General features: G+C 70.3%; 16 protein-coding genes. 6 read left to right on the plus strand and 10 right to left on the minus strand.

Translation table 11 applies throughout. The features are described 5' to 3' along the window. Both AX018_RS16355 and AX018_RS16360 read right to left on the minus strand, forming a co-directional pair. The coding region (locus tag AX018_RS16355; protein WP_245951598.1) for a transposase at positions 1-312 on the minus strand (312 nt) is incomplete at its 3' end. Positions 313-378: 66 nt separating this feature from the next. Beyond that, positions 379-873 carry a universal stress protein gene (locus tag AX018_RS16360; RefSeq protein WP_111879273.1) on the minus strand — a complete coding sequence of 165 codons (495 nt, stop codon included), beginning with the start codon at positions 871-873 and terminating at the stop codon, positions 379-381. A gap of 107 nt (positions 874-980) precedes the next feature. On the opposite strand from AX018_RS16360, the gene tgt reads away from it, so the two are divergent. Together tgt and AX018_RS16370 are read left to right on the plus strand one after the other, a co-directional pair. After that, positions 981-2,153 carry a tRNA guanosine(34) transglycosylase Tgt gene (tgt, locus tag AX018_RS16365; RefSeq protein ID WP_111879276.1) on the plus strand — a complete coding sequence of 391 codons (1,173 nt, stop codon included), beginning with the start codon at positions 981-983 and terminating at the stop codon, positions 2,151-2,153. Between the two features lie 59 nt (positions 2,154-2,212). Then, positions 2,213-2,902 (plus strand): glutathione S-transferase family protein, encoded by a 690-nt coding sequence (locus AX018_RS16370; protein ID WP_111879390.1) that lies wholly within the window; start codon positions 2,213-2,215, stop codon positions 2,900-2,902. A gap of 158 nt (positions 2,903-3,060) precedes the next feature. Here AX018_RS16370 and AX018_RS16375 read toward each other — a convergent pair whose 3' ends face one another. The 4 genes from AX018_RS16375 to AX018_RS16390 all read right to left on the minus strand — a co-directional run bounded on the left by AX018_RS16375 (position 3,061) and on the right by AX018_RS16390 (position 6,215). Beyond that, positions 3,061-4,137, minus strand: a complete 1,077-nt coding sequence (locus AX018_RS16375; protein WP_111879279.1) for a zinc ribbon domain-containing protein — start codon at positions 4,135-4,137, stop codon at positions 3,061-3,063. 101 nt (positions 4,138-4,238) lie between these two features. Next, entirely contained in the window at positions 4,239-5,063 is an 825-nt protein-coding gene (locus tag AX018_RS16380; RefSeq protein WP_111879281.1) for a DUF2145 domain-containing protein, read from the minus strand. Positions 5,064-5,074: 11 nt separating this feature from the next. Next, entirely contained in the window at positions 5,075-5,527 is a 453-nt protein-coding gene (locus tag AX018_RS16385; protein WP_146749346.1) for a hypothetical protein, read from the minus strand. A 139-nt stretch (positions 5,528-5,666) separates the two neighbouring features. Continuing rightward, a complete protein-coding gene (locus AX018_RS16390) occupies positions 5,667-6,215 on the minus strand; it encodes a YiaA/YiaB family inner membrane protein (RefSeq protein ID WP_111879396.1) in 549 nt (182 codons plus the stop codon). A 218-nt stretch (positions 6,216-6,433) separates the two neighbouring features. Here AX018_RS16390 and AX018_RS16395 point away from each other — a divergent pair, with 218 nt between their 5' ends. After that, entirely contained in the window at positions 6,434-8,068 is a 1,635-nt protein-coding gene (locus tag AX018_RS16395) for a surface layer protein NpdA (RefSeq protein WP_111879284.1), read from the plus strand. A 240-nt stretch (positions 8,069-8,308) separates the two neighbouring features. Next, complete coding sequence (locus AX018_RS16400) at positions 8,309-9,919, plus strand: surface layer protein NpdA (RefSeq protein ID WP_111879286.1); 1,611 nt, start codon at positions 8,309-8,311, stop codon at positions 9,917-9,919. A 129-nt stretch (positions 9,920-10,048) separates the two neighbouring features. Here the strand turns inward: AX018_RS16400 and AX018_RS16405 are convergent, their stop codons facing one another. Then, positions 10,049-10,570, minus strand: coding sequence for an Lrp/AsnC family transcriptional regulator (locus AX018_RS16405; RefSeq protein ID WP_111879399.1), 522 nt, complete (start codon positions 10,568-10,570; stop codon positions 10,049-10,051). Between the two features lie 208 nt (positions 10,571-10,778). Here AX018_RS16405 and AX018_RS16410 point away from each other — a divergent pair, with 208 nt between their 5' ends. Both AX018_RS16410 and AX018_RS16415 read left to right on the plus strand, forming a co-directional pair. Then, the gene (locus AX018_RS16410; RefSeq protein WP_111879289.1) at positions 10,779-11,795 is read left to right on the plus strand and encodes a 1-aminocyclopropane-1-carboxylate deaminase; all 1,017 of its coding nucleotides are present in this window, start codon (positions 10,779-10,781) and stop codon (positions 11,793-11,795) included. Positions 11,796-12,084: 289 nt separating this feature from the next. Continuing rightward, positions 12,085-13,854 carry a methyl-accepting chemotaxis protein gene (locus tag AX018_RS16415; RefSeq protein ID WP_211322456.1) on the plus strand — a complete coding sequence of 590 codons (1,770 nt, stop codon included), beginning with the start codon at positions 12,085-12,087 and terminating at the stop codon, positions 13,852-13,854. Positions 13,855-13,874: 20 nt separating this feature from the next. Here the strand turns inward: AX018_RS16415 and AX018_RS16420 are convergent, their stop codons facing one another. From AX018_RS16420 to AX018_RS16430, 3 genes are read right to left on the minus strand one after another with little or no spacing between them, the layout of a single operon-like run. Next, positions 13,875-14,387, minus strand: coding sequence for a hypothetical protein (locus AX018_RS16420; RefSeq protein WP_111879295.1), 513 nt, complete (start codon positions 14,385-14,387; stop codon positions 13,875-13,877). 26 nt (positions 14,388-14,413) lie between these two features. After that, positions 14,414-16,363 (minus strand): MFS transporter, encoded by a 1,950-nt coding sequence (locus AX018_RS16425; protein WP_245951605.1) that lies wholly within the window; start codon positions 16,361-16,363, stop codon positions 14,414-14,416. 26 nt (positions 16,364-16,389) lie between these two features. After that, positions 16,390-17,277: a hypothetical protein gene (locus AX018_RS16430; RefSeq protein WP_111879298.1), complete on the minus strand. Its 888-nt coding sequence runs from the start codon at positions 17,275-17,277 to the stop codon at positions 16,390-16,392. Positions 17,278-17,315: the final 38 nt, after the last annotated feature.

Below are 17,315 nucleotides of genomic sequence, written 5' to 3' on the forward strand. Positions count from 1 at the left end.
CAGGCGTTGCGCCCCTGTCTCTCGCGGGCCGCGCCAACCTGATTTTTTTAAAGCCTGCTCCAGCACGCTCACTCCGTGCTGGTCAGGCTCGCTCCACTTGCGCCAGTACGCATAGACGTTGTGCCACTTGGGGAACTGCGGCGGCAGATAGCGCCACTGACAACCCGTGCGAAGCAGGTACAGCACTGCACAGAACACTTCGTACAGATCCAGCTTGATCGGTTTGGTGCTGCGCCGAACGCTGCGCAGCAGCGGCTCGATCTCGGCAAACTTCTCTCTACTGATGTCGCTTGGGTATGGCTTTCTTTTCACCCCAGGATTGTCGGGGGAGATCGTAAACACGCTCTTACCGTCCCTTCCGGCGCGTTCCGCGCCGCGTCATACCGGATCGGGCTCGGCCCCGTCGCCGGCCAGTTCCGGATCCTGCTCCACAGGCTGCGCATCGGCGTGCTTCACGATGGTCACCGGCACCGGGCTCGCGTGCACCAGGGCCTGCGACACCGAACCCAGCAGCGCGCTCGCGATGGCACCCTGGCCGCGCGCGCCGATCACGATCAGCCCGCTCTGCGTGCGCTCCGCGATCTCCACCAGCGTGGGCGCCACGTCGCCCACACCCACCTCCGCCTCGCACGGCACGCCCGCCCCATCCACCAGGGCGCGGGCCGGCGCCATGAGGTGCAGCCCCGCCTCCAGGCTCGCGGCGGCGATCAGGTCCGGATCGCGCGACAGCACCATTTCATAGAGCGTGGCCGGCTCCTGCACGTGCGCCAGCACCACGGAGGCCGAGAGGCCCTGGCGCAGCAGCGCGAGCACGTGGCGCACGGCATCGAGCGAGAGTTCGGAGCCATCGACGGCGACGAGGATCTTGAGCATCTTCGGAAAGTCCTTTCTTCGGTGTTCTGGCGCGGGGCCGGGCACGGCCCTCTGCGGCCCAGTGTACGGGCCGCCCGCGCGCGGGCGTCTGGGACAATCGCCCCATCATGCTCCAATTCGAACTTCTCGCGGCCGACCCGGACAGCCACGCGCGGCGCGGCACCCTCACGCTCAACCACGGCGTGGTGCAGACCCCCATCTTCATGCCCGTGGGCACCTACGGCACCGTCAAGGGCGTGATGCCCCGCAGCCTGCACGACATGGGCGCGCAGATCATCCTGGGCAACACCTTCCACCTGTGGATGCGCCCCGGGCTGGACGTGATGCAGAGTTTCGGCGGGCTGCACGGCTTCGAGCAGTGGAACAAGCCCATCCTCACCGACTCGGGCGGCTTCCAGGTGTGGTCGCTCGGCGCGATGCGCAAGATCACCGAAGAGGGCGTGCATTTCGCCAGCCCCGTCAACGGCGACAAGCTCTTCATGTCGCCCGAGGTGAGCATGCAGATCCAGACGGTGCTCAACTCCGACATCGTGATGCAGCTCGACGAGTGCACGCCCTACGAAACCAACGGCCACAAGACCACCGAGGCCGAGGCGCGCAAATCGATGGAGATGAGCCTGCGCTGGGCCCGCCGCAGCCAGGACGAGTTCCACCGGCTGGACAACCCCAACGCGCTCTTCGGCATCGTGCAGGGCGGCATGTTCAAGCACCTGCGCCAGGAATCGCTGGAGCGGCTGGTGGAGATGGACTTCCCCGGCTATGCCGTGGGCGGCGTGAGCGTGGGCGAGCCCAAGGACGAGATGCTGGACATCATGGCCCACACGCCCCACCGCCTGCCGGCGCACAAGCCGCGCTACCTGATGGGCGTGGGCACGCCCGAAGACCTCGTGCAGGGCGTGGCCGAGGGCGTGGACATGTTCGACTGCGTGATGCCCACGCGCAACGCGCGCAACGGCACCATCTTCACGCGCCACGGCGACCTGAAGATCCGCAACGCCCGCCACAAGGCCGACCACCAGCCGCTGGACCCCACCTGCACCTGCCACGCCTGCGCGGGCACCGAGGGCGTGGCCTGGGCCGACGGCGGGCGCGGCGGCTTCAGCCGCGCCTACCTGCACCACCTGGACCGCTGCGGGGAGATGCTGGGCCCGATGCTCACCACCATCCACAACCTGCACTACTACCTGAACCTCATGCGCGAGATCCGCGAGGCGCTGGACGCGGGCCGCTTCACCGAATTCCGGCGGCGGTTCGCGGCCGACCGGGCGCGGGGCGTGTAGCGCGGGGGGCGGGGCACCGCCCCATGGCCTGCGGCGCGCGCACGCCCTACCATGCGCGCATGCTGACCGTTCACCACCTCGAAACCTCCCGCTCGCAGCGCGTGCTGTGGCTGCTCGAAGAACTGGGCGTGCCCTACGAGATCCGGCGCTACCAGCGCGATCCGCGCACGCGGCTGGCGCCGCCGGAACTCCAGCGCATCCACCCGCTGGGCAAGTCGCCCGTGATCGAGGACGGCGGCGAAGCCATCGCCGAATCCGGCGCCATCATCGAGTACCTGGCGGAGCGCCACGGCGCGCGGGCCCCGGGCGAACTGGCGGGGCTGGTGCCCGCGCCGGGCACGCCCGAGCACCGGCAGTGCCGCTTCTGGATGCACTACGCCGAGGGCTCGCTGATGAACTGGCTGGTGATGAAGCTGGTCTTCAAGACGCTGCCCACGCAGCCCATGCCCTTCTTCGTGCGCCCCGTCGCGCGGGCCCTCTGCGGCAAGGCGCAGCGCAGGCTGGTGGACCCGAACCTCGCCACGGCCCTGGCCTTCATGGACGACCACCTCGCGCGCCACGCGTGGTTTGCCGGCGACGCCCTCAGCATCGCCGACTTCCAGATGAGCTTCGCGGTCGAGGCCGCTCTATCGCGGGCCGACGGCGCGGATGCGCACCGCCACGTGCGCGCCTATCGTGACCGCATCAACGCCCGGCCGGCCTACCAGCGCGCGATCGCCCAGGGCGGGCCGGTGGTGATGAACGCCTGAAACAACAACCCCCTGTGGCGCTTCGCGCCTCGGTGCCGCCGCCAGAGGCGGCAGCGAGAGAACAACACAAGGCGCGAAGCTGCAGACAGTGCAGCCGCACGGCACGGCGAAGCAACGCCGTGATCTTTCTGATGGCGAAGCCGTATGAGCCCCGCCCCTCACGCTGCGGCTTGCGGCGGCTGGCCGGCCCCCGCATTCCCCGACGCGGCCGGGGTCCCGCAGGCATGGCAGAACCGGGCGAAGGCGCTCTTGCGGGTGCGGCAGGGATCGCAGCGGTTGAAGAGGCCGATGCCGCAGTGCGGGCAGAAGTCGATCGCCTCGTTCTTCAGGTCCACGGGGCGCTCGCAGCCCGGGCACACGCCCTTGGCGAGCCGCGCCAGGGCCACGTCGTAGCTCAGCTCCTCGCGGCGCCGCGCGTCGGGCAGGGCCTCGGCCTGCTTCTGGCGCTCCAGGTAGCGCTGCAGCGCCAGGATGGCATAGCGCCCCACCAGCACCGTGACCGCGATGCCCACGATGTAGCGCACGTAGCCGCCGTAGCTCGGCAGGTAGGGCACGAGCTCGACGAAGAAGGCGAACAGCGCGAAGAAGATGAAGCCCCAGACGAAGGGCCACCAAGTGCCCTGGCGCTTCTTCGCGAAGAGCCAGCCGGCCACGGCGAGCAGCGGCAGCGTGAGCGCGAGGCGGTAGAGGAACACGCGCAGCTCCACCTTGCGCTGCGCCGCCCGCATCGCTTCGTAGCCGGCGGCTTCGAGCCGGCCCAGGCGCTGGTGCGCGGCCGCCGCCGACTGCCGGGCATCGAGCAAGGCCTGCTGCTGCGCCTCCACGGCCTGCTGCGTCTGGCGCTCGCGCACCTTGAGCGCATCGAGCGCCTGGGTGCGCTGCACCACCTCGGGGTTGTGCTCGGACTGCTGCGTGGCGCCGCGCGTGGCGATCCAGTTGTTGAAGGTCTCGCGCGCGGCCAGGCTTTCGCTGCGCGCCTTGCCGCGCTGCAGCTCGGCCTGCTCCAGCGCGGTCTGCGCCCGGGCCTCGGCCTCGCCGGCGGCGCGCACCTCGGCGCGCAGGGCCTCGGCCGCGCGGCGGTCGAGGAAGTCGTCGAGCTGCAGCGGGGCCTCCACGCGCGGCAGGTCGCCCACCAGCGTGCCGCCCAGCCCGATCAGGAAGCTCGCGAACACCAGCGACACCAGCCACAGCCCCCGGCGAAACCACTTCTCCGACAGGCGCAGGGATTTGCTCATGACAGACTCCTTGTTCAGATGCTACGTTTTTAATAGCTACTCATGCAGCAGATACGGCGACATGGAGCTTGTTTGACCTCGAAAACCGGATCATGGGCCGTTCAACGACCCCCGTCCAGCACCAGCGAGGCCGGCGCCGCGCCCAGGCCGGCGCGCGGCATCCAGGCCAGGGCGGAATCCACGGTGACGGTGGCGATGCGGTCGGCGAACCGTTCGCGGCCCGGGTGGTCGTCGAAGGCCACGTTGGCCGCCGTGACGCGCCCGCCCAGCCGCGTGAGCGGCCCGATGCGCAGCACCGTGGGCTCGTAGCCCTTGAAGCGCAGCCACGCCTGGGCCTGGCTGCGCGTGCGGATGGTGGCCGGCTCCATGGCGGCGGCCAGCGTCTCCAGCGCCCACTGGTTCGATTGCTGGTAGCGCGTGCCCCAGGCGTAGCTCACCATGCTGTAGGGACTCTGGTGCAGGGCCGTGGTGCGGGCGCGGTCGGCGAGCACCTCGGCCAGCCGGGCCTGCACCTCGGGCGTGGGCACCAGCCACACGGCCTCGTAGCGCCAGAGGTCGTCGAGGAAGAACTCGCCCAGGCCCTGGCGGTACACCGCGGCCACGGCCGTGCCGCATTCATTGAGCTTGTGCGCCACGCGCCAGGGGCCCTCGGGCGTGCGGTAGGCCCAGCCCAGGTGCGAATAGCGCAGCCCGTATTTCGACAGGTCCTGCCCGGCGCGCGCGAGCAGCACGACGCGCGCGCCGGAGCGCTGGTGCTCGGCATCGAGCGCGCGGGCCGTGCGCTCGGCCAGTTGCATGCCGCGCTCGATGGTCTGCGCGGTGGGCCTGCGGGCCTCGCACGAGCGCCCCGCGTGGGCCGTGCCCGCCGCCATCAGCGCCACCGCTGCCATGGCGAGCACGGCGCGCCGTGCCTTCCGGGTTGGCATGGCAGGCCTCCTCACAGCCGCTCGTTGTGGAGCAGCGCGCGGCCCAGCGCGTTCGGCACGAAGGCCAGCACCTCGCCGGCCGCCGAGAGGATCACGCCCGTGCCGATCACGCTGCAGGTGACCACCGCGCCCACGCCCCAGGCCACGCCCGAGGCGGCGGAGCCCGCCACCTCCACGCTCGCCCGGGCGCCGTCGGAGGCGCGCTCCAGCACATAGACGGTGCCGCGCGCCGACGCCTCCACGGCCCGGATGGTCAGCACCGCGCCGGCCGCCGACAGCGCCACGGGCAGGGCCACCACGGCGCCGGCCGCCGTGGACGCGACGGACGCCGTGCCCACCACCGAGGCCACCGGCAGCATCGAGAGCGCGACCGAGGCCTCGCTCTGCGCATGCGCGGGCAGGACGGCCACCGCCGCGGCGGCGGCCAAAGCCAGGCCCGCCAGGCCTGCCGGCCATCGACGCACCCCCTCCCGGGGTCGGGAGGTTGTAAGCGAACACACGGGGAAACGGGGTCGGGGCAGCGACATCACGGGGGTCTCCTGCAGGGGATGGATCGGGGCAGCGCGCGGCATGCGGCGTCGCCGGGGAACACGAGACGCGGGCTTATCCCGCAAAGGGGTCCGGTCGCGCAGCGGTGGCCTCCGGAGTGGCGGCGGCGGCCGCAGCGCTGGCCTGCATCGCATCCCGGCGGCCCTGCAGGCGGGCTTCGGCCAGGTCGGCCTCGTGGCGGTCGCGCAGCATCTTGGCCAGCGTGAACGCGGTGGTGATCAGATAGAGCCAGCTCACCCCCAGGAAGGCCTTGTAGGAGGGCGAGATCTCCATGTCCAGCAGGCCCCAGCCGGTGAGCCCCACGGCCACGCCGAAGCCGCCCCAGACCACGAGCTTGAAGAGCGGCGTGTCGCCCGCGCCGCGCCGCGCGGCGGCCTGGTTGTCGCGCACGAACTTGGCGAGCATGAACACGGCGGAGAGGCAGAACACGTAGCCCATCACCATGAAGATCTGCTCCAGCCGCTCTCCCGGCAGCCAGGCCAGCCCCACCGCGCAGCAGAAGGCGGCGATGCCGAACGACACCCAGACCTGCAGGCGCCAGGCAGCGGTGTCGCGCTGGATCAGGGGGACGGAAGAGGATGTGGAAGCGGAGTGGCGTGACATGGAGGTGGAGGCTTGCGGCCCGTGGTGGAACATGGGCGGCATCATGGACAGCGCCCCGGCCGGCCGCGCCCGCGGAGCGGCGCAGTGGCGGCGGCTCGGACAACCGGTATCGCAGGACGATACTTTTTGTGACGAACTCGGCGCAGAGCGCTCTGCGCGGCACTGCCCCGTCGATTAGCCTGCGCGCTTCGTCTCGACCACCCCGGAGGAGCCTCGCCATGTCCGCCCTGCCCACCCTGCCCCCTGCCCGCGCCACCGGTGCGCTGCTCTGCGGCTTCGCCGCATCCGCCGCCCTGGCCGGGGTGATCCCCGGAACGGGCGCATCGCCTTCCAGCACCCAGCTGGGCGCCACGGATGCCGTGGCGATGCAGCGCGCGCCCGACCAGAAGGGCCACGTGCTGCTCGTGCCCTACTTCACCGCACAGCAGGGGCAGATGACCGTGCTGCATCTGGCGAACACGGACCGGAACAACGGCAAGGCGATCAAGCTGCGCATCCGCGGCGCCGCCAATGGCGACAGCCTGCTGACCCTGACCGTGCTGCTCTCGCCCGGCGACATGTGGACCGGCGCGGTGACCGCCGGGCCCGATGGCCGCGCGCAGATCGTCACTGGCGACGCGTCCTGCACCGCCCCCCGGCTCGCCGCCGGCGTCGCCCAGCCCTTCTCCACCGACCGGCTCAACCCCGCGCTGACGCAGGAAGAACGCGCCAGCCATACGCGCGAGGGCGCCATCGAGGCCATCGTGGCGGCCGACATCCCCTTCGCGCCCCTCTACGGCGCCACGGGCACGGCCTATTCGGAACTGCGCGCCGCGATCAGCCCCGCCCTCGTCCCGCCCCGTTGCTCCGCCCCCGCCGTGGACGCGGCCCTGCTGGAGGATGCCAGCGACGAAGCCACCGCCGCCGCCCGCGGCTTCGCCACGCCGTCCGGCGGCGTGGGCGGCACCTGGTACATCATCGACGTGCCCGGGGCCACCACGTTCTCTTCCGCCATGACGGCGCTGCAGGCCATCAATGCGGCCGGCAGGCCCGCCCGCGGAAACTACGTGCTGTTCCCCGCCACGGACCAGGCCATCGCCCAGCCGGAGCGCTACACGGCCGATCCGCTGCTGGTCTCCGCGGGCCTCGCATCGCGCCAGAAAAGCATCGACGGCGTGGCCTCCGAGCCAACCTCCTCCGCCGTGGTCCAGGCCCTGGCCCACGACCTGCCCGACCTCTCCACGCCCTACCGCCTGCCCGCCTCGGAAGCCAACGCGCGCCGCACGGCGGCCGAGGCCTCGCAGGCACTCGCCGCGCACGAGGTGTCCAACCAGTTCTCCGTCGAATCGTCGATCTCCGCGCAGACCGACTGGGTGCTCGCCATGCCCACCCAGCGCTACAGCGTGGCCCTGGACTACGCGACGGGGCAGCGCACGTTCTCCGTGGTGCCGCCGGCCGGCGAGGGCCGGCAGTACTACCACACCGACAACACCCAGGCCCGCGCTGGCCGGGTGTGCCGCTTCAACGTCAACACGACCCTTCACGTCTCCTCCCGCGAGGACCTGCGCGACCGTGTCGGCACGGGGGCGCTGTTCCCCACCCCGCTGTCCCTGCAGCTGTGCGGCGCGGTGACCGTCGCGCCCGCGGCGCAGATCGCCAGCGCCAGCCCTTCGGTGCTGTCCGCCTCCGCCGCGCTGTCCTCGCCGCTGCAGACCCAATCCGCGGTCACGGGCTGGGCTGCGCTGGAATTCCTGGACCCCACGGGGCAGCCCGTGATCGGCGCCGCGTTCATGAAGCTCGTCAACCCCGGCGCCGCACCGGGTCTGGCCGGCCACTACGGCATCCTCTATCCGCACATGGTCACCCAGCCCTGACCGGCAGCGGTTCCATGGCGCCGGAATGGCGCATTCGCTATATCTTCTATAGCAACATGATCGGCAAAACCGCCGGCATGAAGCCTTTTTCTTGCCCAAAATGACCTGGAAGCGCCCTGGCGTGGCAAGAACCCGGGGGCCGGCCGGCCCGGACGGGACAGGGGCGGCCTCCTGGGCAAGCGCCGCACCATCGGTTAGTCTGCGATCCTTGATCGTTCTGAACACCACCGAGGACCCTCCATGCCTTCCCTGGACATCGCCCGCGCCGCCGGCGCGCTACTGCTGTGTGGCTGCGGGCTCGCCGCGCCCACCCTGGCCGGCGTGATTCCCGGCACCGGCACCACGCCCTCGCGCACGCAGCTGGGCACCACCGACGCCGTGGCCCTGCAGATCGCGCCCGGCAACACCGGCCACGTGCTGCTGGTGCCCTACTACACCGCGCAGCAGGGCCAGATGACGGTGCTGCACCTCGTCAACACCGACCTGAGCAACGGCAAGGCCGTCAAGCTGCGCTTTCGCGGCGCCGCCAACGGCGACAGCCTGCTGACCCTGACCGTGCTCCTGTCGGCCGGCGACGTGTGGACCGGCGCCGTGACCGCGGGCGCCGACGGCCGGGCGCAGCTCGTCACCGCCGACAACTCCTGCACCTCGCCCCGGCTCTCCCCCGGGGTGGCGCAGGCCTTCGTGACCGACCGCCTCAACCCGGCCTGGACGGCGCAGGAGCGCGCCAACCACACGCGCGAAGGCGCCATCGAGGCCATCGTGGCGGCCGACATCCCCTCCAGCGCCGTGTACGGCGCCGCCGGGCAGGCGAACTCCGCGCTCTACACCGCCATCCGCCAGGTCAACGACGTGGCGCCCTGCACCCAGTCGGACATCGACGCGGCCCTGCTGCAGGACACCAGCGACGAGGCCACCGCCGCGGGCCGGGGCTTCGCCACGCCCTCGGGCGGCGTGGGCGGCACCTGGTACATCATGGACGTGCCCGCGGCCACCACCTTCACCTCGGCCATGACGACCCTGCAGGCCGTCACCTCGGCCGGCCAGCCGGCGCGCGGCAACTACGTGCTGTTCCCGCCCACCGACGAGGCCATCGGCCAGCCCGAGCGCTACACCGCCGACCCGCTGCTCGTGTCGGCCGGGCTGGCGGCGCGCCAGAAGGACATCGACGGCACCACCGAGAGCCCCACCCTCGGCGCGGTGATCCAGGCACGGGCCTTCGACCTGCCCGACCTCTCCACGCCCTACTACCTGCCGGCCTCGGAGTTCAACGCGCGCCGCACGGCGGGCCAGACTTCCGAGGTTCTCGCCGCGCGCGAGGTGCGCAACCAATATTCGATGGAAACCTCCATCTCCGCGCAGACCGACTGGGTGCTCGCCACCCCCACCAAGCGCTACGGCGTGGCCATGGACTACGCCACCGGGCTGCGCACGTTCTCCGTGGTGCCGCCCTCGGGCACGGGGGACCAGTATTACTACAGCGGCAACACCGTGGTGTCGGGCTCGCAGGTGTGCCACACGGGCACGGGCTGGCAGTTCCTGGTCGCGTCGCGCGACGCCACGATCTCGACCAGCGGCGCGGTCGTGCCCACGACGCTGCCGCTGGTGCCGCGCAGCTGCGGCGCGGTCTCGGTGGTGTCGTTCGGGGGCAGCTCGCCGCTGTCGGCCTCGGTGGCGCTGAGCCCCGTGCGCAACGGGTTCGCCTCGGGCTGGGCCACCCTGCAACTCAACGACATCCCGGGCCTGCCCATGATCGGCGCGGCCTTCACCAAGCTGGTCAACCCCAGCGCCACGCCGGGCGTGGCCGGGCACTACGGGCTGCTCTACCCGCACATGATCCGCCAGCCCTGATACGGCTTCGCCATCAGAAAGACCACGGCGCTGCTTCGCTTTGCCGTGCTGCAGCACTGTCTGCAGTTGAGCGCCTGGTTCTCTCTTGGATGGCAACCCCGCATGGCGCCCTGCGCTGCGGGGCCTGCGTCAGATCGCGAGCGGCAGCTCGGTGGTGGACACCACGTTGCGCAGCGCCATGAACGAGCGCACCTGCCGCACGCCCGGCAGGTAGAGCAGCTGCTCCGCGTGCAAGCGGTTGAAGCTGTCGCTGTCGCGCGTGCGCACGAGCATGAAATAGTCGAACTCGCCCGTCACGAGGTGGCACTCCATGCAGCCGGAGATCTGCGCGGCGGCCTTCTCGAACGCGGCGAACGACTCGGGCGTGGAGCGGTCCAGCACCACGCCGATCATCACCAGCATGCCCGCGCCCACCGCGCGCGGGTGCAGCAGCGCCACCGTGCGCTCGATGAGCCCCTGGCGCCTGAGGCGCTCCACCCGCCGCAGACAGGCCGGCGGGCTCAGGTGCACCTTGGCGGCCAGCGCCACGTTCGAGAGCGACGCATCGCGCTGCAGGGCGCGCAGGATGGCGCGGTCCGTGCGATCGACGTCGGCCTCGGGCACCGGGGCGGGCGCCGCGCCCGAGGGTTTTCGTAATTTTGTTGCGCACATTTTGTTTTTCAGGAAATAAAGATATTCATCCATCGCGATCCAGCGATGAATGGAACGGAATGGACGGGATTTTCACAACCCTGTTTCTCGCCCATTTTCCTACCATGCAGACAACGGCACGCCCCCGACCGCCCGCCAGCGGGCACGCGAGCGCGCCGGAGTCCACAGGCCCCTGCGCCGCATCCCGATGTCCTTGCCAAAGCCTTCCATGAACCTGCAGAAATTCCCCCGCCACGCCCTCACCTTCGGTCCCACGCCCATCCAGCCGCTCAAGCGCCTGTCCGCGCACCTGGGCGGCAAGGTGGAGCTGTATGCCAAGCGCGAGGACTGCAACTCGGGCCTCGCCTTCGGCGGCAACAAGACGCGCAAGCTCGAATACCTGATCCCCGAGGCGCTCGAAGGCGGCTACGACACGCTGGTGTCCATCGGCGGCATCCAGTCCAACCAGACGCGCCAGGTGGCCGCCGTGGCCGCGCACCTGGGCCTCAAGTGCGTGCTGGTGCAGGAGAACTGGGTCAACTACTCCGACGCGGTCTATGACCGCGTGGGCAACATCGAGATGTCGCGCATCATGGGCGCCGACGTGCGCCTGGACGCCGCGGGCTTCGACATCGGCATCCGCCCGAGCTGGGAGCAGGCCATGGAAGACGTGCGCCGCGCGGGCGGCAAGCCCTTCCCGATTCCCGCGGGTTGCTCCGAACACCCCAAGGGCGGGCTGGGCTTCGTCGCTTTCGCCGAAGAAGTCCGCCAGCAGGAGCAGGCGCTGGGCTTCCGCTTCGACTACATCGTGGTGTGCTCGGTCACGGGCAGCACCCAGGCCGGCATGGTGGTGGGCTTCGCCGCCGACGGCCGCGCCGACCGCGTGATCGGCATCGACGCCTCGGCCAAGCCGGAGCAGACGCGCGCGCAGATCCTGCGCATCGCGCAGAACACCGCCCAGCTCGTGGAACTGGGCCGCGACATCACCGAGCGGGACATCGTGCTCGACACCCGCTACGGCGGCCCCGAATACGGCCTGCCCAACGAGGGCACGCTGGAGGCCATCCGCCTGTGCGCGCGCCAGGAAGCCATGCTCACCGACCCGGTGTACGAGGGCAAATCCATGCACGGCATGATCGACATGGTGCGCAACGGCGAATTCCCGGCGGGCTCGCGGGTGCTGTACGCCCACCTGGGCGGCGTGCCGGCCCTCAACGCCTACAGCTTCATCTTCCGCAACGGCTGACAGCCCCGCCCCCTCCCCCTAGCCCCCCGCCAGGGGGGATTGCCCCTCTGCCGCCGGTTTGGCGGTACTCACGGTGCACGCACGGTATCTCCTCGGCGGGAAGGAAACCCCGTGCATGCCGCCAACACCACGCCCATTCTGGCAAATATGATTTTTCCGGGAAATCCATTTAACGGAATACGAACCCCATCCAAACCACCGCTGCTTCCGTAATCATGTCGGCTCGGGGATCATTTCATCCCCGTATTCGCCGAATCGAGCCCGCCACTTCAACAGGAAGCAACACGCCATGCAAACCCTCCGCAATATGAAGCTGGGCACGATGCTCGGCATCGGATTCACCACTTTGATCATCTTTGGTTTAGGCCTGGCCTTCATCGGCAGGGTGCAATTGGGCTCCATCAGCGACGACATCAACATCCTGACGGATGACCGAATCGCCAAGGTACTTCTGGTGCAGGAAATCAAAGACAACGTCAACATCGTCGCCCGCGGTGTGCGCAACCTGGCACTGCTGGAGGACCCGCAGCAGATGGCGGTAGAAAAGCGGCGCATCGATGAAGTGACCGCACGCAACTCGGACAATCTCGAAAAATTGAGAACGTCGATCCAGTCGTCCGACGGCCGCTTGCTCATGGAGCAACTCAACCGGACGCGCGTGCCCTACGTGACAGCGGTGGAAAAGGCGGCCCAGCTCGGTTTGAAGAATGAGAACGATGCCGCCCGAGACATGCTTCTGAAAGAAGTGCGCCCTCTGCAGAACGCGTATTTCAAGGCACTGGACGATGTCAGCAAGTACCAGCAAAGCCAGATGGCCGACACAGGCAAGGCTGCGCAGGCACAAGCATCCAGCGCCAGCACCCAGATGGTGCTGCTGGCGGTCGTGTCGGCCTTCATCGGCGCGTTGCTGGCCTGGGCCATCACCCGCCACATCAAGGGCCAGCTCGGCGGCGAACCCGCCTACGCCGCCCACATCGCCCAGGAAGTCGCACGCGGCAACCTCGCCGTGCGCGTCGATCTGCGCACGGGCGATTCCTCCAGCGTCCTCGCCGCCATGGGCGCCATGCGCTCCAGCCTCGCCCAGGTCGTCTCGGAAGTCCGCCACAGCAGCGAATCCATCGCCACCGGCGCATCCCAGATCGCCACCGGCAACGCCGACCTCAGCCAGCGCACCGAAGAGCAGGCCTCCAACCTCCAGCAGACCGCTGCCTCCATGGAGGAGATGAACTCCACCGTCAAGCAGAACGCCGACACCGTCCGCACCGCCTCCCAGCTCGCCTCCTCCGCTTCCGCCACCGCCGCACGCGGCGGCGAGGTCGTCGGCAACGTCGTGCGCACCATGGAGGACATCACCGCTTCCTCCCGCAAGATCGGCGACATCATCGGCGTCATCGACTCCATCGCCTTCCAGACCAACATCCTCGCCCTCAACGCGGCGGTGGAGGCCGCCCGCGCCGGCGAGCAGGGCCGCGGCTTCGCCGTCGTCGCCTCCGAAGTCCGCACCCTCGCCCAGCGCTCGGCCACCGCCGCCAAGGAGATCAAGTCCCTCATCGACGACTCCGTCACACAGGTCGAAGCCGGCTCGCAGCTCGTCGGCAAGGCCGGCGCCACCATGGGCGAGATCGTCGATCAGGCACGCCGCGTTGCCGACCTCATCGCCGAGATCGGCGCTGCCACCCACGAGCAGGAGCAAGGCATCTCCCAGGTCAGCGACGCCGTCAATCAGCTCGACCAGGTCACCCAGCAGAACGCCGCGCTCGTCGAGGAATCCGCCGCCGCCGCCGACAGCCTCAACTCCCAGGCCTCCCGCCTCGTCGAGCTCGTCAGCGTCTTCCAGGTCGATGCCTCCGCATCCCAGGCCGTCATCATTCAGGCTCAGAACCGCAGCCGTGATACCGCGCGCGCCACGCAGGCCGCGCTCTCCCAGGCCAGGGCTCCCGCTGCGGCCAAGGCAGCCGCCAAGCCCGCGCCACGCGCGCAAGCCTCCGCGAAACCGCCGGTCATCGCATCATCCGCCGCGCCCACGGGGAAGGCCCAGGACGACTGGGAAACCTTCTGACGCCGTGCCCTCAAGGGCGCTCAGGCGCGCAGCCAGGCCCGCATGTGGGGATAGGGCTCCACGCCCAGCGCCTCGGCCTGCGCGGGCTGTAGCGTGAGGCCGGCCGCAACCAACCCCGCCGAGCCCAGGTAGACCCCCATCTCAAAGGTGAACCGCAGGCTCTCCGCCTGCCCGTGGTAGCCCCCGTCGTGGAACAGCACGGCGGCGTCCAGCCCGAGGTGGCGCATCGCCGCCCAGGCCCAGGCCGTGGCCTCGGTCTCTCCGCCGTGCTCCACGGCGGGCAGCTCCTGCAGCGCGCCGTCCACCTGGGGGCGCAGCGCGGAGGGGATCACCGCCAGGTGCCCCGCCTCGTGCAGCAGATCGCCCGGCCAGCGCAGCCGCGCCACGTCCACGCACAGGCCCCCATGCTCGACCCGCACGCCGGGCAGGAAGCAGCCGTCCGGCAGCTCGGCCTCGCGCACCGCCAGGCCGATGCCCCGCAGAAAATCCATGATGCGGCGGGCCTGCGCCACGTCCCCGGCGTTGTCTTCCATACGGCTCCCTCTTCGTCTTTCTTCTTTCAGCGTTGCAGCAATTGCGCCACCTGCTCGCGCAGCACCTCGGGCTGCACGGCCTGGGCCGGCAGCGGCACGCCCACATGCAGACCCACGCGGTTGAGCACCCCGCGGCGGAACGGGCGGGCCATGGCCGCGCCGTCCACGCGGCTGAAGAACGATCCCCACAGGTTGGTGAGCGCCATGGGCACCACCGGAGGCTCGATGCCCTCGGCGCGCGCGCGCTCCAGGATCTTCATGATGCCGCCCTTGAAGGGCTGCAGCGTTCCATCGCGCGTGATGCCGCCCTCGGGGAAGATGGCGAGCAGGTCGCCCTCCCGCAGCACCTGCGCGGCGCGCTCGAAGGCGGCCTCGTAGACGGCGGGGTCGTCCTTCTGCGACGCGATGGGAATCGCCTTGGCGAGACGGAACAGCCAGCCCAGCACGGGCACGCGGAAGATGCGGTGGTCCATCACGAAATAGATGGGCCGCGGGCTCGCGGCCATGAGCAGCACGGCATCGACGAAGCTCACGTGGTTGCAGGCCAGGATGGCGGCGCCCTGCGTGGGGATGTGCCGGTCGTCTTCCACCTTGAAGCGGTAGACCAGCCGCGAAAGCACCCAGGCCACGAAGCGCAGCAGGTACTCGGGCACGATGAGGAAGATGTAGCCCGCCACGACGGCATTGGCGATGCCCGTGAAGAGGAACACCTGCGGAATGGTGAAATGCGCCGCCAGCAGCGCGCCCGCGATGACCGAGCTGGCGATCATGAAGAGCGCGTTCAGGATGTTGTTGGCCGCGATGATGCGCGCGCGGTGCGTGGGCTGGCTGCGCATCTGGATCAGTGCGTACATGGGCACGCTGTAGAGCCCGGCGAACAGCGACAGCAGCAGCAGGTCCGCCATCACGCGCCAGTGCGCGGGCTGCGCCAGGAAGGCGGCGATGCCCATGGCGGGCGCGGGCGGCAGGCCGCGCGACGCGAAATACAGGTCGATGGCGAACACGCTCATGCCGATGGCGCCCAGCGGCACGAGGCCGATCTCCACCTGCCGGCGCGACAGCACCTCGCACAGCAGCGAGCCGATGCCGATGCCCACCGAGAACACTACCAGCAGCAGCGAGGCCACGCGCTCGTCGCCGTGCAGCACCTCCTTGGCGAAGCTCGGGAACTGCGACAGGAACACCGCGCCGAAGAACCACATCCAGCTGATGCCCAGCAGCGAGCGGAACACCACCACGTTGCCGTGCGCGAGCTTCAGGTTGCGCCACGTCTCGCTGAACGGGTTCCAGTTGATGGTGAGGCCCGGATCGGTGGCCGGCGCGCTCGGGATGAACTGCGCGACCGCCCGGCCCGCGAGCGCGATGGCGACGCAGGCCGCCGCCACCCAGGCGTGGCCCACGCCGGGCAGCGCCACCAGCAGGCCGCCGGCCACCTGGCCGAGCAGGATGGCCACGAAGGTGCCCATCTCCACCATGCCGTTGCCGCCCGTCAGCTCGCGCTCGGAGAGCACCTGGGGCAGGTAGGCGAACTTCACCGGCCCGAACAGCGTGGAATGCAGGCCCATGAGGAAGGTGCAGGCCAGCAGCACCACGGGGCTGGCCGCCATGAAGCCCCAGGCCGCCACCAGCATGATGGCCACCTCCAGGTTCTTCACGAAGCGGATCATCCGCGTCTTGTCGATCTTGTCGGTGAGCTGCCCCGAAGTGGCCGAGAACAGCAGGAACGGCAGGATGAACAGCGCCCCGATCACGAGGCCCGCCATCGCCGGCGGCATCCACGACACGCTGAGCTGGTAGGTCACCATCACCGTGAAGGCGAACTTGAACAGGTTGTCGTTCGCCGCGCCGGCAAACTGCGTCCAGAAGAACGGCGCGAACCGCCGCTGGCGCAGCAGCGCGAACTGGTTGGGATGCCCGCCATGCCCGCCCTGAGGGGGGACATCTGCGGTCGCCGTGCGAATCTGCTCCTGGCCCATGCGTGGCTCCTGGGGGGTGTCGTGGATCATCGCGCCTTTGCGCTGGCCGGGATTGTGCCCTCGCGGCGGCCCCGCCAGGGCGTGCCGCGCTCGCAGCGCGCGAAGTAGCGCCCGGGCCCGAGCGCCGAGAGCAGCGGCCACGCGGCCAGCGCTGCGGCCACGTGCTTGAGGCTGTGCCCCGACACGAGGTGCGCCGTGGCCGCGAACACGGCCGCATCGGCCGCCTCCAGCACCTTCGCGAGCGCATACCAGCCGATCACCGCGGCCAGCGAGAAACCCAGGCGCCCCGGCAGCGGCGCGTGGCCCGCGCGGCGCTCCCGCGCCGCATCGGCAGCCAGCGCCAGCAGGAGCAGCATGCCGCCGCCCTGCAACACGCCCCAGGGCCACAGGTTCCCGGTGATGCCCCAGGTGCGCAGCGCCGCCCCTCCGCCGGCCAGCACCACCAGGGCCGTGAGGGCGGCGGCCCGGGCGCCGATGCGCTCGTCCACCGCGAGCGCCAGCATGCCGGCGAAGGCCACGAGCATGCCCGCGCGGTCGGCCAGCAGCGTGGCGCCGTGGGGCTGCCAGTGGTAGAGCGCCGAACCCGCGGCCGTGAGCACCAACCCCGCGAAGAACACCCCCACCGCGCCGGCCGTGGCCGCGCGCAGCGCTCCCTCGCGCAGGCGTGCAACGAGGCGCGCCAGGCCCGCGATGCCCAGCACCGCGAACGGGAGGTTGGTGAGCACGTCCATGGCGTGGGGCAGGCCCCAGAGCGTGCGCTGGTCCGCGTAGGCATGCGCCTGCGGTCCAGGAGCGATGAACGGCCCGGCCAGGGCGATGGCCAGGCAGGCCAACAACGCGGCGCAGAGCGCGCCTTCCCGGCGCGAAAGCAGCCCTTGCGGCGCGGTGGATGGAGAAGCGGGAAAGCGGTGCATGGAAATCCTGGGCGACAAGCCGTGGTGGCGACAGGCCG

This window comes from Paracidovorax anthurii (assembly GCF_003269065.1).
GTDB lineage: Bacteria > Pseudomonadota > Gammaproteobacteria > Burkholderiales > Burkholderiaceae_C > Paracidovorax > Paracidovorax anthurii.

Coding starts and splice junctions, on each gene's coding strand:
- AX018_RS16410 (WP_111879289.1), top strand. CDS start 10,779: ATGAACCTGCAGAAATTCCCCCGCCACGCCCTCACCTTCGGTCCCACG.
- AX018_RS16370 (WP_111879390.1), top strand. CDS start 2,213: ATGCTGACCGTTCACCACCTCGAAACCTCCCGCTCGCAGCGCGTGCTG.
- AX018_RS16360 (WP_111879273.1), bottom strand. CDS start 873: ATGCTCAAGATCCTCGTCGCCGTCGATGGCTCCGAACTCTCGCTCGAT.
- AX018_RS16375 (WP_111879279.1), bottom strand. CDS start 4,137: ATGAGCAAATCCCTGCGCCTGTCGGAGAAGTGGTTTCGCCGGGGGCTG.
- AX018_RS16395 (WP_111879284.1), top strand. CDS start 6,434: ATGTCCGCCCTGCCCACCCTGCCCCCTGCCCGCGCCACCGGTGCGCTG.
- AX018_RS16425 (WP_245951605.1), bottom strand. CDS start 16,363: ATGGGCCAGGAGCAGATTCGCACGGCGACCGCAGATGTCCCCCCTCAG.
- AX018_RS16415 (WP_211322456.1), top strand. CDS start 12,085: ATGCAAACCCTCCGCAATATGAAGCTGGGCACGATGCTCGGCATCGGA.
- AX018_RS16400 (WP_111879286.1), top strand. CDS start 8,309: ATGCCTTCCCTGGACATCGCCCGCGCCGCCGGCGCGCTACTGCTGTGT.
- AX018_RS16405 (WP_111879399.1), bottom strand. CDS start 10,570: ATGTGCGCAACAAAATTACGAAAACCCTCGGGCGCGGCGCCCGCCCCG.
- tgt (WP_111879276.1), top strand. CDS start 981: ATGCTCCAATTCGAACTTCTCGCGGCCGACCCGGACAGCCACGCGCGG.
- AX018_RS16420 (WP_111879295.1), bottom strand. CDS start 14,387: ATGGAAGACAACGCCGGGGACGTGGCGCAGGCCCGCCGCATCATGGAT.
- AX018_RS16380 (WP_111879281.1), bottom strand. CDS start 5,063: ATGCCAACCCGGAAGGCACGGCGCGCCGTGCTCGCCATGGCAGCGGTG.
- AX018_RS16430 (WP_111879298.1), bottom strand. CDS start 17,277: ATGCACCGCTTTCCCGCTTCTCCATCCACCGCGCCGCAAGGGCTGCTT.
- AX018_RS16390 (WP_111879396.1), bottom strand. CDS start 6,215: ATGTCACGCCACTCCGCTTCCACATCCTCTTCCGTCCCCCTGATCCAG.